Here is a 14,096-nt window from a genome sequence, read left to right on the forward strand (position 1 = left end):
GCCGCCGTGCTGCGCACCCTCGACCTGATCGTGATCGTCGCCTACCTGGTGCTGTCGCTCGGCATCGGACTCTGGATGGCCGGCCGGCAGAGATCCAACGAGGACTACTTCCTCGGTGGTCGCGAGATGCCCTGGTGGGCCATCTCGCTGTCGGTCGTCGCCACCGAGACCTCGGCGCTGACCGTGATCAGCGTGCCGACCGTGGCCTACCTGGGCTCGCTGACCTACCTGCAGCTGGCGCTGGGCTACCTGATCGGCCGGATCGTCGTCGCGTTCGTCCTGCTGCCGCGCTACGCCGCGGGGAGTCTGACGACCGCCTACGGCTACCTCGGGCAACGGTTCGGTCGCGGGATGCAGGGCACCGCCTCGGTGGCGTTCCTGCTGACCCGGCTGCTCGCCGACGGCGTCCGGATGTTCGCCGCCGCCATCCCGGTCAAGGTCATCCTCGCCGGGATGGGGCTAGACGTCTCGTTCTTCTGGATCATCGTCGTCCTGTCGCTGGTGACGGTCGCCTACACCTACGTCGGCGGGATCAAGGCGGTCGTCTGGACCGACGTCCTGCAGATGGGGCTCTACGTCGCCGGCGGGATCGTCGCGCTCGCGGTGATCGGGCCGCAGCTGCCCGCCGGCTTCTGGGACGACGCCGTCGCCGCGGGGAAGACCCAGCTGCTCGACTTCACCTCCAGCCCGCTGTCCGCCCCCTACGCCTTCGTGACCGCGGTCGTGGGCGGCGCGCTGCTGTCGATGGCGAGCCACGGCGTCGACCAGATCATCGTGCAGCGGCTGCTGTCGTGCCGGACCGTCCGTGACGGGCAGAAGGCGCTGATCTTCTCCGCGGTCGTCGTCGGCGTGCAGTTCGCGCTGTTCCTGGTCGTCGGGCTCTTCCTCTGGGGCTACTACGGCGGGGCGACCCCGGGCGCGCTGGGACTGGAGACCGGCGACGAGCTGTTCCCGAAGTTCATCGTCGAGGGCCTCCCGGCGGGCGTGTCCGGTCTCCTGCTGGCCGGGATCCTCGCCGCCGCGATGTCGACGCTGAGCTCGTCGCTGTCGGCGCTGTCGTCGACCGTGATCGACCTGGTGCAGACGCTGTCCCGGCGCGAGCTGTCCGCGCAGCAGGGCATCCGGCTGTCCCGGTTCACGACGCTCGTGTGGGGGCTGGTGTTCATCGTCTTCGCCAACCTGTTCACCTCGACCGAGGACCCGGTCGTCGAGCTGGGGCTCTCGGTCGCCGGGATCACCTACGGCGGGCTGCTCGGGGCGTTCGCGCTCGGCATCGTCGTCCGCCGGGCCCGGCAGGCCGACGCGATCGTCGCGTTCGCCGTCGCGGTGGTCGTGATGGGCTCGCTGTTCCTGTTCGCGCCGGACGCCGTCGGCTTCACCTGGTACACCGCCATCGGACTCGTGATCACGATGGTGCTCGGACTGCTGCTGTCACTGCGGCACCGGACACGTGCGACCGAGGAATCGGCGGACGATCCGGCGCGTTCGTCCGCATGAGCACTCCCGACACGTAGGTAGGTTTGACCGCATGGAGACCTGGGCCCCGACCGACGTCCCGGCACTGGAGGGCAGCGGTCCGCCGCTGCGGCTGCACGACACCGCCACCGGGCGGGTGCGGCCGACCGCGCCGGGCCCGGTCGCGACGATGTACGTCTGCGGGATCACCCCGTACGACGCGACCCACCTGGGCCACGCGGCCACCTACCTGGCCTTCGACCTGGTGAACCGGCTCTGGCGCGACCTCGGGCACGAGGTGCACTACGTCCAGAACGTCACCGACATCGACGAGCCCCTGCTCGAGCGGGCCGAGCGCGACCAGGACGACTGGGTCGTGCTCGGGCTGCGCGAGACGGCCCTGTTCCGCGAGGACATGGAGGCGCTGCGGGTGCTGCCGCCGCGCCAGTTCGTCGGCGCGGTCGAGGCGATCCCGGAGATCGCCGAGCTGGTGGAGAAGCTGGTCGCCTCCGGCGCGGCCTACCGGCTGGACGACCCGGAGTACCCGGACGTCTACCACGACGTCTCCGCCACCGGCCGGTTCGGCTACGAGTCGAACTACGACCTCGAGACGATGTTGCAGTTCTCCCGCGAGCGCGGCGGCGACCCGGACCGGCCCGGCAAGCGGAACCCGCTCGACCCGCTGCTGTGGCGGATGGCGCGGCCGGGGGAGCCGGCGTGGGAGTCCGGGCTCGGCCGTGGGCGTCCGGGGTGGCACGTGGAGTGTGCCGCGATCGGGCTGAACCGGCTCGGCCAGCAGATCGACCTCAACGGCGGCGGCTCCGACCTGATCTTCCCGCACCACGAGTGCGGGGCGCTGCACGCCGAGTCGCTCACCGGCGAGCACCCGTTCGCCCGGCACTACGTGCACACCGGGATGATCGGCCTCGACGGCGAGAAGATGTCGAAGTCGAAGGGCAACCTGGTCTTCGTCTCGAAGCTGCGCAGCTCCGGCGTGGACCCGAACGTCGTACGGGTGGCGCTGCTCGACGGGCACTACCGCGACGACCGGTCCTGGACCGACGAGGTGCACGCGAAGGGGGAGGGCCGCGTCGCCCGCTGGCGCGAGGCCGTCGAGCTCGACGCGGGCCCGGACGCCGCCGAGCTGGTCGCGAAGCTGCGCACGCACCTCGCCGACGACCTGGACACCCCCGGCGCGCTGGCCGCCGTCGACGCCTGGGCCGACGAGGCGCTGACCCGCCGCGGCACCGACGCCGGCGCCCCGCAGCTGGCCCGCACCGCCCTGGACGCGCTCCTCGGCGTCCGCCTCTGACGGCACCCGTGGCGCCCCCGCCGCCCGGGTGCGGCGGGGCGTCTCACGGTCGCAGAAGGATCTTCCCCGTGGAGCGGCGCCGCTCCAGGTCCGTGTGGGCCCGGGCCGCCTCGGCGAGGGGGTACTCCGCTCCGACCAGCGGCCGGAGCTCCCCGCGTGCGGCGCGCGCCAGCACCTCACCTACTCGGCGGGGCGCGTCCGCCGCGACACCGGCGAGCTGTTCCATGGTCACCACGGTGAGCCGCCGGGAGCGTTCCTCGCACGGCCCCGGCTCGGGCGGGGGACCGCCGACGGCGCCGTAGGAGCTGTACCGGCCGCCGTCGGCGACCAGCCAGGCCGCCGAGCGGCCTGCCGTGCCCCCGACGCCGTCGAACACCACCGCCGGGCCGCGCGGCAGGAGCGCGTGCAGCTCGGCCACCCAGCCCGGACGGCCGTGGTCGACGACGTGCTCGGCGCCGAGCTCCCGCACCTGCCGGCCGCGTGCCACGCCCCGTGCGGCACCGACGACCCGGCCGCCGGCCGCCGTCACCAGCTGCACCAGCAGGCTCCCCAGACCGCCCGCCGCCGGGAGGACGAGCACGTGCTCCCCGGGGTGCACCGGAGTGCGTTCCAGCAGCGCCAGCGCGGTGGCCCCGTCCCCGAACAGGGCGGCGGCAGCCCCGAGGTCCACGCCGTCCGGCACCGCGACCAGCGACGACGCCGGCGCCACGACCCGCTCGGCGTACCCGCCGTGCGGGGCCCGGAGCGCCACCCGGGCCCCGTGCAGGTCCGGGTCCACCCCGGCACCGAGCCCCGTCACCGTCCCCGCGACCACCCCGCCGGGCACGTACGGCGGCTCGGCGGCGAGGTGCGGCGGCCCCGCGCCGCGGCGGATCGCGGTGTCCACCCACAGCACCCCGGCGGCCCCGACGTCGACGAGCACCTCGCCGTCACCGGGTGCGGGATCGGCCACGTCCCGCACCTGCAGCACCTCCGGTCCGCCGAACCGTTCCACCACGATCGCCTGCATCGCCCGCTCCTCCACGCCGTTCCCGCACCCAGCGTGCGACCTCGACCGGGCTTCAGGTCCAGTGCGGGATGCCGGGAGCCGGGGTGCGTGGTCGAATGGCCGCATGGCGCGCAACGTGCTCGGCGGGGAGCTGGAGAGCTGCTCGACCGATCCGCTGACCGGGTTCTACCGCAACGGCTGCTGTGACACCGGTGGGGACGACGCCGGCGTCCACACGGTGTGCGCCCGGGTCACCGCGGAGTTCCTGGACTTCTCCCGGGAACGGGGCAACGACCTGTCCACCCCGCGGCCGGGATTCGGCTTCCCGGGGCTCGAACCGGGGGACCGGTGGTGCCTGTGCGCGAGCCGCTGGGTGGAGGCGCTGCGCGAGGACGTCGCCCCGCCGGTCGTCCTCGAGGCCACGCACGCGCGGACCCTGGAGTGGGTCGACCTGGCCGACCTGCGCACGCACGCCGCGGAGCGCTGAGCGCGGCCGGTGCCGGTCAGCCGGCGGGCCGCGGCGCCCGGCCCGCCACCAGCACCGCGGGCGCGGCGACGGCCAGCAACCCGGCAGGCACGACGAACGCCGCCACCGGGTCCACGTGGTAGACGGGGGTGAGCCCGACCGGGGACGCCGCCGTCCCCGCGAACCGCACCGCCTGCACCACCGACACGGCGCCGCCGCTGTTCGGCCCGCCCGCCCCCAGGACGAGTGCGTTCACCCCGACCAGGATCAGCTGGCTGCACACCCCGCCTGCGGCCCACAGCGCGACGACCACCCAGAGCACCGGCACCAGACCGGTGAGCGCGACGAGCACCCCGCCGGCGACCGCACCGGTGAGGACGCAGCGGCGCGGCCCCAGCCGGTCCACCGCACCGCCGATGAGGCGGGCGGTGAGGATCCCGGCCACCCCGAGCGCGGTCAGCACCAGCCCGCGGGACGCCGAGCCCAGGCCGAAGTCGTCCTCGAGCCGCAGCGCGAGCAGGAAGTTGAGACCGGCCAGGCAGCCCCAGCCCAGCCCGGCGACGACGCCGAGCCGCAGCACGGGCCCGGTCCACGCCGAGCGCAGCCGGGGACGGCGGCCGTCCCGGGCCGTGGCGGGTCCGTCCGGGATCCCGACCACCCCGAGCAGCAGCGCCACGGCCGCCGCCCCGCCGAACGCGAGCCGCCAGTCGACCTCGGCGGCGAGCCCGCCGACCAGCGGCGCCGAGGTCTGCCCGGCTGCCTGCAGGGAGCCGAACCAGCCCAGCGCGCGCCCGAGCCGCTCCGGCTCCACCGCGGTCGCCAGCGCCGCGAGCAGCAGCGGGGTGGTGAACGCGTTCGCCACCCCCTGCAGGGCCCGGCCGGCGAGGAACAGCGTCCAGGAGTCCGCGAGCACGCACACCACCGACGCGAGGACGTAGACCGCGTACCCGGCGACGACCGTCCGGCCGCGGCCCCAGCGCTCCCCGAGCGTGCCCGAGACCAGCATCACACCGGCGAACGGCAGCAGGTAGGCCGTGATCGACACCGCGGCCGTCGCCGTCGGCACCCCGAAGTCGCCGCCCAGCTCGGGCAGCATCGCCGCCGTCATCCCCCCGCCGAACGGCCCGAGGAACGCGCCCGCGAACAGCGCGCCGCGGCGCAGCGCCCCCGTCACCGCGGCACCGGCCCACCCGTGAGGGGCCGCGCCGGCCCGCCCGTCAGGAGTTCGGGCCGCGACGGCGCAGGTAGCGCTCGAAGTCGGCCGCGATCGTGTCGCCCGAGGTCTCCCGCAGCTCGGTGCGGGTCTCCTCCTCCTCGGTCTCGTTCGCCTGCTCCTCGAGCTGGCGGACGTACTCCCGCACCTCGTCGTCGGCGTCGGCCATCTCGGAGACGGTGCGCTCCCACTCCTCGGCCTTCTCCGGGAGCCCGCCGAGCGGCACCTCGACGTCGAGCGCCTCCTCGATCCGGTGCAGCAGCGCGACCGCGGCCTTCGGGACCTGCGCCTGCGAGACGTAGTGCGGCACCTCGGCCCAGTACGACAGCGCCGGGATCCCGGCCTGCACACAGGCCTGCTGGAACACCGCCACGATCCCGGTCGGGCCCTCGTAGTTCGACGGCTCGGTGCCCATCTCCTTGAGCGAGTCCGCGTCCCACGACGTCCCGCTCACCGGCGTCGGCCGGGTGTGCGGGACCTCCGTGAGCAGGGCTCCGAGTGTGATGACCTTCGTCACCCCCAGGCGCTCGGCGTGACCGACCAGTTCGGCGCAGAACGAACGCCAGCGCAGATTCGGTTCGATGCCGCTGACCAGCACGACGTGCCGGTCCGTGCCCGGCAGCGTGGCCCACGACAGCCGCGTCGTCTGCCACTCGATCTTCCGTGTCACCCCGCCGGCGAGCTTCACGTGCGGCCGGGTGACCTGGAAGTCGTAGTACTCCTCGGGATCGATCGAGGTCAGAGGCTCGGCGTCCCAGCTGAGCTCCAGGTGTTCCAGCGCGGTGCTCGCGGCCTCCCCGGCGTCGTTCCAGCCCTCGAACGCGGCGATGAGGACCGGCTCGACCAGGTCGGGGGCGTCCGCCCCGCCCGTGGTGCTCGGCTCTCGGTCGGTCATCGGCCCAGCCTACGGCCCCGGGGCTTCAGAACCCGGGCGATACCCCGGCCCGGGGTAGCCTGACTGATCGTGTCATCTACGACGGGAGCGGATCACTCGGTGAGCACCTCTTCGGACGGCGACATCTCCACCCGCCGCATCGACCCCGAGCGGGTCGCCACGGCGGAACGGAGAACCGGCCAGCTGCGGGAACTCCTCGGCAGCCGGATCGGTGTCATCGACGGTGCCTGGGGCACCGTCATCCAGGGCCTGGGCCTCACCGCCGACGACTACAAGGCGGAGTGGCTGGAGGGCCACCACAAGGACACCAACGGCGACCCGGACCTGCTGAACCTGACCCGTCCGGACCTGATCCTGGACAGTCACCGGCGCTACTTCACGGCCGGCGCCGACCTCACGACGACGAACACCTTCACCGCCACCACCATCGGCCAGGCCGACTACGGCCTCGAGGACCACGTGGTGGCGATGAACGTCGAGGCCGCGAAGCTGGCCCGGCAGGCGGCCGACGAGTCGGAGGCGGAGACCGGCGAGCCCAAGTGGGTCGCGGGCTCCATCGGGCCGCTGAACGTCACCCTGTCGCTGTCGCCGAAGGTCGAGGACCCGGCGTTCCGCGCGGTGACCTACCAGGAGGTCTACCAGTCCTACGCCGAGCAGATCGCGGCGCTGGACGACGGCGGTGTGGACCTGCTGCTGATCGAGACGATCTTCGACACGCTGAACTCGAAGGCCGCCCTGCACGCCGCGCACGACATCGCGCCGCACCTGCCGATCTGGATCTCGGTGGCGATCGTCGACCGGTCGGGCCGGACGCTGTCCGGGCAGACCGTGGACGCCTTCTGGACCTCGATCCGGCACGCCGACCCGCTGGTCGTCGGCCTGAACTGCTCGCTGGGCGCGGAGGACATGCGCCCGCACGTCGTCGCGCTGTCCGAGATCAGCGACACGTTCACCGCGAGCTACCCGAACGCCGGCCTGCCGAACGCCTTCGGCGGCTACGACGAGACCCCGGACCAGACCGCGGCCCTGCTCCGCGAGTTCGCCGAGTCCGGCCTGGTGAACATCGTCGGCGGGTGCTGCGGCACCGGGCACGACCACATCCGCGAGATCGCGGGCGCGGTCAAGGACGTGGCCCCGCGGACCCCCGTGGAGCCCGCCCACCGGACCCGGTTCTCCGGGCTCGAGCGGTTCGACATCGTCCCGGACACCGGCTTCGTGATGATCGGTGAGCGGACCAACGTCACCGGGTCCAAGCGGTTCCGCAGGCTCATCGAGTCGAAGGACTACAACGGCGCGCTCGACGTCGCGCTGGACATGGTCCGCGGCGGCGCGAACATGCTGGACGTCAACATGGACGCCGACCTCCTCGAGTCCGACGAGGAGATGACGACCTTCCTGAACCTGCTGGCCACCGAGCCGGAGATCGCCCGGCTGCCGATCATGATCGACAGCTCGCGGTGGTCGGTCGTCGAGGCCGGGCTGCGGTGCGTGCAGGGCAAGGGCGTCGTCAACTCGATCAGCCTGAAGGAGGGGGAGGAGCCCTTCCTCCGCCAGGCCGCGACGGTCCGGTCCTACGGGGCGGGCGTCGTCGTCATGGCGTTCGACGAGACGGGCCAGGCCGACACCGCCGACCGGAAGGTCGAGATCTGCGGACGGGCCTACGACCTGCTGGTCGAGAAGGCGGGCCTCCCGCCCGAGGACATCATCTTCGACCCGAACATCCTCGCCATCGCCACCGGCATGGAGGAGCACAACGACTACGCGAAGGACTTCATCGAGGCCCTCCCGCGGATCAAGGAGCGCTGCCCGGGCGCGCACATCTCCGGTGGCGTCTCGAACCTGTCGTTCGCCTTCCGTGGCAACAACGTCGTCCGCGAGGCGATGGACTCGGCGTTCCTGTTCCACGCCATCCAGGCCGGCCTGGACATGGGCATCGTCAACGCCGGCCAGCTCGCGGTCTACCAGGACATCCCGGCCGACCTGCTCGAGATGGTCGAGGACGTCCTGTTCAACCGGCGTCCCGACGCCACCGACCGGCTCGTCGAGAGCGCCGACCGGTTCAAGGGCGAGGGCACCCAGCGCAAGGTCGACCTCAGCTGGCGGGAGAACGACGTCCGCTCGCGGATCTCGCACGCCCTGGTGCACGGCATCGTGGACTACATCGAGGAGGACACCGAGGAGGCGCGCGCCGAGGCCGACCGGCCGCTGCACGTCATCGAGGGTCCGCTCATGGACGGCATGAAGGTCGTCGGCGACCTGTTCGGCGACGGCAAGATGTTCCTCCCGCAGGTGGTGAAGTCGGCGCGCGTGATGAAGCGGGCGGTCGCCTACCTCGAGCCGTACATGGAGGAGGAGAAGGAGGAGGCCAGGGCCCGCGGGGAGATCGACGACCGCGGCAACGGCAAGGTCGTCATGGCCACGGTCAAGGGCGACGTCCACGACATCGGCAAGAACATCGTCGGTGTGGTGCTCGGCTGCAACAGCTACGAGGTCGTCGACCTCGGCGTGATGGTGCCCGCGCAGACCATCCTCGACACCGCCGTCGCGGAGAACGCCGACGTCATCGGCCTGTCGGGTCTCATCACCCCGTCGCTGGACGAGATGGTCGGCGTCGCCGCGGAGATGGAGCGCCGGGGGCTCAAGCTGCCGCTGCTCATCGGTGGGGCGACGACCTCGCGCCAGCACACCGCGGTGAAGATCGCGCCCGCCTACGACGGCAACGTGCTCCACGTGCTCGACGCCTCCCGCGTCGTCGGGGTGGTCTCCGACCTGCTCGACGACGACCGCGCGGAGGCCCTGGGCAAGCGCAACGGCGAGGACCAGGAGCGGCTGCGCGAGCAGCACGCGAACCGGGAGGCCAAGCCGCTGCTGCCGTTCGAGGAGGCGGTGGCCAACCGCGAGCAGGTCACCTTCGACGACCTGCCCGCGCCGGAGTTCACCGGGGTCCGCGAGTGCGCGCCGACCATCGCGGAGCTGCGCGAGCTGATCGACTGGCAGTTCCTGTTCCTGGCCTGGGAGCTCAAGGGCAAGTTCCCCGGGATCCTGAACTCGCCGGTGGCCAAGGAGCTCTACGACGACGCCAACGCGATGCTCGACGAGATCATCGAGGGCGACCGCTTCACGGCGAAGGGCGTCTACGGGTTCTGGCCCGCGCACGCCGAGGGCGAGGACATCGTCATCTCGCCGGACGCGGGTGACGTCCGGCTGCCGATGCTGCGCCAGCAGACCAAGAAGCCGGAGGGCCGCGCCAACCGCAGCCTCGCCGACTACGTGGCGCCCGAGGGCGACCACCTCGGCGCCTTCGCGGTCTCCATCCACGGTGCGGAGGAGATGGCCAAGGAGTACGAGGACGCCCTCGACGACTACCGGGCCATCATGGTGAAGGCGCTGGCCGACCGGCTCGCGGAGGCGTTCGCCGAGTACGCGCACCTCCAGGCACGCCGGCAGTGGTTCGAGCCCGGTGCCGAGCAGCCGCTCGAGGAGCTCCTCGGCGAGAAGTTCCGCGGGATCCGTCCGGCGTTCGGCTACCCGGCCTGCCCGGACCACACCCAGAAGCGTCCGCTGTTCGACCTGCTCGGCGCGGAGGAGCTGGGCATCGAGCTGACCGAGTCGTACGCGATGACCCCGGCGGCCGCCGTCAGCGGCATGATGTTCGCCCATCCCGACTCCCGGTACTTCACCGTGGGCCGGATCGGGCGCGACCAGGTCACCGACTACGCGGGCCGGCTCGGCACCGAGGTCGACGAGGTCGAGCGGTGGCTGCGGCCCAACCTCGGGTACAACCCCGATGCCTGAGCCGCGGGCGCTGCGGGGCGTGCTGCTGGACATGGACGGCACGCTCATCGACTCCGAGAAGGTGTGGGAGGTCGCCCTCAACGACCTCATGAAGCACCTCGGCGCGCCTCCGCTGTCCACGGAGGCGCGTCTGGAGTCGGTCGGCGGGTCGCTCGACTCGTCGCTGCGGATCTGCTTCCGCGAGGCGGGCCGGGACCCGGCAGGCGTCCCCGCCGACGAGTACCGGGAGACCGGTGAGTGGCTCTACGACCGGGCCGGCGAGCTGTTCGCGCACGGCGTGCCGTGGCGACCGGGCGCGCGGGAGCTCCTCGGGGCGCTGCGCGCCGAGGGGATCCCGGCGGTCCTGGTCACCAACACGATCCGGGTGCTGGTGGAGCGCGCGCTGGAGACGCTGGGCCGCGAGCACTTCGCGGCCGTCGTCCCCGGCGACGAGGTGGCCGAGCCGAAGCCGGGGCCCGAGCCGTACCGCCGCGGGGCGGAGCTGCTCGGGCTCGACCCCGGTGACTGCGTGGCGGTGGAGGACTCGCCGACCGGCGCGCTGTCCGCGGAGCGGGCCGGGTGCGCGGTGCTCGTGGTGCCGTGCGAGCTGGCCGTCCCGGCGGGGGAGCGGCGCGTGCAGCGCGACTCCCTCGACGGCGTCGGGCCTGCGGAGCTGGCCGCGGTGCTGGCCGAGGTCCGCGCCCGCGGCTGAGACGGTCCCCGCCTCCCCGGTCGCGTGCGAGCGGTTCGTCGCCGGCGACGAACGGCCGCACGCGCCCGGGCTGGTCACAAAGGGTGAACCACCCGGCGCGGTGCGTTGCCCGCACGGCTCGGAGCCCCGGGTCTCCGGTGGTGTCGGCCGCGTCACGGTTCACACTGGTCGGCGGAAGGGGTCGATGCACGTGAAGACATTCGACGGGTTGTTCGCCGAGCTCCAGGCCAAGGCCACGGAGCGGCCGGCAGGCTCGGGGACCGTCGCCGCACTGGACGCCGGGGTGCACGCCCAGGGCAAGAAGGTGCTGGAGGAGGCCGGCGAGGTGTGGCTGGCCGCGGAGTACCAGGGTGACGACGAGCTGGCCGAGGAGATCTCGCAGTTGCTCTACCGGCTACAGGTGATCATGATCCAACGGGGGCTCGCCCTCGAGGACGTCTACAAGCATCTGTAGCGCCCGCCCGCACCAGACAGCACAGCCGAGACCGAGATTCAGGAGAGCGTCATGCTCCGCGTGGCACTGCCGAACAAGGGCACCCTGGCCGAGCCCGCCGCCACGATGATGCGCGAGGCGGGGTACCGCCAGCGGACCGACTCGCGTGACCTCAGCGTGGTCGACGAGGAGAACGAGATCGAGTTCTTCTACCTGCGGCCCAAGGACATCGCCACCTACGTCGGCAAGGGCGACCTGCACCTGGGCATCACCGGCTTCGACCTCATGGAGGAGTCCGGCAGCCAGACCCAGCAGATCCTCCCGCTGGGCTTCGGCAAGTCCCGGTTCCACTTCGCGGCGCCGACCGACTCCGACTGGAAGCTCGAGGACCTCGACGGCCGCAAGATCGCGACGTCGTACCCGCGGCTGGTCCGCTCGTACCTGTCCGGCAAGCGGATCGGCGCCGAGATCGTGAAGCTCGACGGTGCCGTGGAGATCTCGATCCAGCTCGGCCTGGCCGACGCCATCGCCGACGTCGTCTCCTCGGGGCGGACGCTGCGCCAGCACGGGCTCCAGATCATCGGCGACCCGATCGCGACGTCGCAGGCCACGCTCATCGAGCGCGAGAAGCGTCCCGACCGTGTCGAGGACGGCGACGTCACCTCGACCAAGCGGATCTTCGCCGACCGGCTCCAGGGCGTCGTCCTCGCCCGCGAGTACCTGATGATGGACTTCGACTGCCCCGAGTCGCTGCTGCCCGACGTGGAGAAGGTGGCCCCGGGTCTGCAGGCGCCGACCGTCTCGCCGCTGCGGAAGGCCGGCTGGGTCGCGGTCCGCACGATGGTCCCGACCAAGGACACCAACCGGGTGATGGACCGGCTCGCCACGATCGGCGCGACCGCGATCCTGACCTCGGAGATCCGGTCCTGCCGCGCCATGACCGTGAACGGCCACGGCAGCTGAGTCGTCCGCTCCCACGACAGCGGCCCGCTCCCGGATCCCGGGGCGGGCCGCCGTCGTGTGCGGGGTGGGGCGCCGCGCTCAGCGCGGGCGCACGGTGAGCGCCTGACCGCTGCGGCCGGTGTGGCCGTGCTCGTCGAACAGGGTGGCCGAGCAGGTGCCGAGCCCGTCCGGCCCGATGACGGTGGCGGCGTCGACCCCGATCCACTCGCCCTCGGGCGCCCGGTGCAGGTGCACGGTCAGCTCCGTGTTGACGAACAGCCACTTCCGGACGTCCAGCGGCGCCGCGACGCCGTTCGCGCAGTCCGCGGCGACCATCAGCCGCTGGGCCGGGGTCGGCTCCTCGCCGTCGACCAGCGGGACCCGGAGCCGGACCCAGGCCCGCGCTGGCCCGGGAGTGCCCAGCTCGTCGCCGCCGAGCCACGACCACTCGGTGGCGTCGAGGAAGCCGGGCAGCCAGCCGTCGGGCCGCTCGGTGCGGATCGTGCCGGTCTCCGGGCCCGGCAGCGGCGGGACCGCGCCCTGCTCGGCACCGGCGGTGTCGCCGGCGGCGAGCCGCCAGGCCCTCGCCCGGAGCACGTCGCGACCGCCCGCCGACATCGTGGCCGAGAGCAGCTCGATGGTGCGGCCCGGCCGCTCGACCTCCGCGGTGACCGTGACCGGGCCGGCCGGGACCATGCCCAGCACCTCGACCGACGCGCGGGCGAGCCGCCAACCCGCCTCGGCGCCACCCGGGCGCGACTCGGGCAGGCGCTCCATCGCCCGGACCAGCAGCGCGGACGGGGGCCCCATGTGCTGGGCGTCGGCGTACCACGGGCCGGTGGTCGACGGGGTCGCCTCGAACTCGCCGACGGTGCCGCCGCCGTCGCCGGTGCGCTCGCCGTGGGGCAGGTAGAACGGTCCGGGGGGAATGGGGGACGTCACGGCCGCGATCATGCCCCGACGGCCTCGCCCGCGGCGTCACCGGGCCACCCGGGGTAGGGCGGTGGCACGCCGTCCCAGGCGGGGCAGTGCGCGCGGTGGTCGCACGTGCGGCAGGCCCGCCCCCGGTTCGGGCGGAAGTCCCCGGTCGGTGCCGCCCGGCGGATCGCGGACCAGACGGCGTCGAGGAGACGGGCGAAGCGGTGCAGCTCGTCCTCGTCCGGCCGGTAGGTCAGCGCGGTGCCGTCGGACAGGTACAGCAGCCGCAGCTCGTCGGGGACCCGGCCGCGGGTGAGCAGCACCGTGAGCGCGTAGAACTTCAGCTGGAACAGCACCGAGCCCTCGAAGCCCTCGCCGGGCGTCGCACCGGTCTTGTAGTCGACGACCCGCAGCGTGCCGTCCGGTGACTCGTCGAGCCGGTCCACGATCCCCCGCAGCGGGACGACGCCGTCCGCCCCGTCGAGACTCGTCTCGACGCGCTCCTCCACGGCCACCGCGGGGACCTCCGCCGGGTCCTCGAGGGTGAAGTAGGTGTCGAGCAGCCCGGCCGCGGAGTCCAGCCACACCGCCAGCTCCGGGTCGCCGGGACCGGTGAACAGCGGGCCGCCGGTGACCGCGTCGCCGAGCCCGGCGGACAGCTCGTCCCAGCAGGGGCCGAGCAGGGCACGTGCCGCCGCCGGGGTGCGCTCGGGCGCCGGCAGCGTGAACAGCCGCTCCAGCACCGCGTGCACGAGGGTGCCGCGGACCTGCGCGCGGGACGGCGGCTCGGGCAGCCGGTCGACGGCCCGGAACCGGTAGAGCAGCGGGCAGCGCCGGAAGTCCGCGGCCCGCGACGGCGACAGCGCGGGCGGGCGCGGCGCCGGACCGGCGGACCCGGCCTCCACGAGGCCCACGGCGGGCGGCACCGCGGCGGCCGGGTGGGGGAGCGGCTCCTCGGCGGTCACGGTCCCGAGGCTAACCGGGACCC

12 protein-coding genes are annotated in these 14,096 nt (G+C 73.2%); 7 read left to right on the forward strand and 5 right to left on the reverse strand.

What is annotated here, in order from left to right; all coding sequences use genetic code 11:
• Nucleotides 1–9 precede the first annotated feature (9 nt).
• Nucleotides 10–1,497, forward strand: a complete 1,488-nt coding sequence (locus AD017_RS26430) for a sodium:solute symporter (RefSeq protein WP_060576626.1) — start codon at nt 10–12, stop codon at nt 1,495–1,497.
• Between the two features lie 31 nt (nt 1,498–1,528).
• The gene (gene mshC, locus AD017_RS26435; RefSeq protein ID WP_010224122.1) at nt 1,529–2,767 is read left to right on the forward strand and encodes a cysteine--1-D-myo-inosityl 2-amino-2-deoxy-alpha-D-glucopyranoside ligase; all 1,239 of its coding nucleotides are present in this window, start codon (nt 1,529–1,531) and stop codon (nt 2,765–2,767) included.
• Between the two features lie 43 nt (nt 2,768–2,810).
• Here the strand turns inward: mshC and AD017_RS26440 are convergent, their stop codons facing one another.
• Entirely contained in the window at nt 2,811–3,776 is a 966-nt protein-coding gene (locus AD017_RS26440; protein ID WP_082538381.1) for a zinc-binding dehydrogenase, read from the reverse strand.
• Between the two features lie 103 nt (nt 3,777–3,879).
• Here AD017_RS26440 and AD017_RS26445 point away from each other — a divergent pair, with 103 nt between their 5' ends.
• A complete protein-coding gene (locus AD017_RS26445) occupies nt 3,880–4,242 on the forward strand; it encodes a DUF2237 family protein (RefSeq protein ID WP_060575917.1) in 363 nt (120 codons plus the stop codon).
• Nucleotides 4,243–4,258: 16 nt separating this feature from the next.
• Here AD017_RS26445 and AD017_RS26450 read toward each other — a convergent pair whose 3' ends face one another.
• Nucleotides 4,259–5,395, reverse strand: a complete 1,137-nt coding sequence (locus AD017_RS26450) for an MFS transporter (protein ID WP_060575918.1) — start codon at nt 5,393–5,395, stop codon at nt 4,259–4,261.
• A 43-nt stretch (nt 5,396–5,438) separates the two neighbouring features.
• Nucleotides 5,439–6,329 carry a PAC2 family protein gene (locus tag AD017_RS26455; RefSeq protein WP_010227415.1) on the reverse strand — a complete coding sequence of 297 codons (891 nt, stop codon included), beginning with the start codon at nt 6,327–6,329 and terminating at the stop codon, nt 5,439–5,441.
• A 138-nt stretch (nt 6,330–6,467) separates the two neighbouring features.
• Here AD017_RS26455 and metH point away from each other — a divergent pair, with 138 nt between their 5' ends.
• From metH to hisG, 4 genes are all read left to right on the forward strand, one after another.
• A complete protein-coding gene (gene metH, locus AD017_RS26460; RefSeq protein WP_075315084.1) occupies nt 6,468–10,124 on the forward strand; it encodes a methionine synthase in 3,657 nt (1,218 codons plus the stop codon).
• Nucleotides 10,117–10,815: an HAD family phosphatase gene (locus tag AD017_RS26465; RefSeq protein WP_010227419.1), complete on the forward strand. Its 699-nt coding sequence runs from the start codon at nt 10,117–10,119 to the stop codon at nt 10,813–10,815. The genes metH and AD017_RS26465 overlap by 8 nt, the downstream gene beginning before the upstream one ends.
• Before the next feature lie 190 nt (nt 10,816–11,005).
• The gene (locus AD017_RS26470; RefSeq protein ID WP_010227420.1) at nt 11,006–11,269 is read left to right on the forward strand and encodes a phosphoribosyl-ATP diphosphatase; all 264 of its coding nucleotides are present in this window, start codon (nt 11,006–11,008) and stop codon (nt 11,267–11,269) included.
• 51 nt (nt 11,270–11,320) lie between these two features.
• On the forward strand, nt 11,321–12,211 hold the full coding sequence (gene hisG / locus AD017_RS26475) for an ATP phosphoribosyltransferase (protein WP_060575919.1): 891 nt from the start codon (nt 11,321–11,323) through the stop codon (nt 12,209–12,211).
• A 78-nt stretch (nt 12,212–12,289) separates the two neighbouring features.
• Here hisG and AD017_RS26480 read toward each other — a convergent pair whose 3' ends face one another.
• Both AD017_RS26480 and AD017_RS26485 read right to left on the reverse strand, forming a co-directional pair.
• Nucleotides 12,290–13,144, reverse strand: coding sequence for a thioesterase family protein (locus AD017_RS26480; RefSeq protein ID WP_174521775.1), 855 nt, complete (start codon nt 13,142–13,144; stop codon nt 12,290–12,292).
• Entirely contained in the window at nt 13,141–14,073 is a 933-nt protein-coding gene (locus AD017_RS26485) for a PD-(D/E)XK nuclease family protein (protein ID WP_082538309.1), read from the reverse strand. Before AD017_RS26485 ends, AD017_RS26480 begins: the two co-directional genes overlap by 4 nt.
• Nucleotides 14,074–14,096 lie beyond the last annotated feature (23 nt).

This window comes from Pseudonocardia sp. EC080619-01, from assembly GCF_001420995.1.
In the GTDB taxonomy this organism is placed as follows: domain Bacteria; phylum Actinomycetota; class Actinomycetes; order Mycobacteriales; family Pseudonocardiaceae; genus Pseudonocardia.

Bases quoted from the DNA above. Each gene is read 5' to 3' on its own strand.
- hisG (WP_060575919.1), top strand. From the start codon at position 11,321: ATGCTCCGCGTGGCACTGCCGAACAAGGGCACCCTGGCCGAGCCCGCC.
- AD017_RS26480 (WP_174521775.1), bottom strand. From the start codon at position 13,144: ATGATCGCGGCCGTGACGTCCCCCATTCCCCCCGGACCGTTCTACCTG.
- mshC (WP_010224122.1), top strand. From the start codon at position 1,529: ATGGAGACCTGGGCCCCGACCGACGTCCCGGCACTGGAGGGCAGCGGT.
- AD017_RS26445 (WP_060575917.1), top strand. From the start codon at position 3,880: ATGGCGCGCAACGTGCTCGGCGGGGAGCTGGAGAGCTGCTCGACCGAT.
- AD017_RS26455 (WP_010227415.1), bottom strand. From the start codon at position 6,329: ATGACCGACCGAGAGCCGAGCACCACGGGCGGGGCGGACGCCCCCGAC.
- AD017_RS26440 (WP_082538381.1), bottom strand. From the start codon at position 3,776: ATGCAGGCGATCGTGGTGGAACGGTTCGGCGGACCGGAGGTGCTGCAG.
- AD017_RS26465 (WP_010227419.1), top strand. From the start codon at position 10,117: ATGCCTGAGCCGCGGGCGCTGCGGGGCGTGCTGCTGGACATGGACGGC.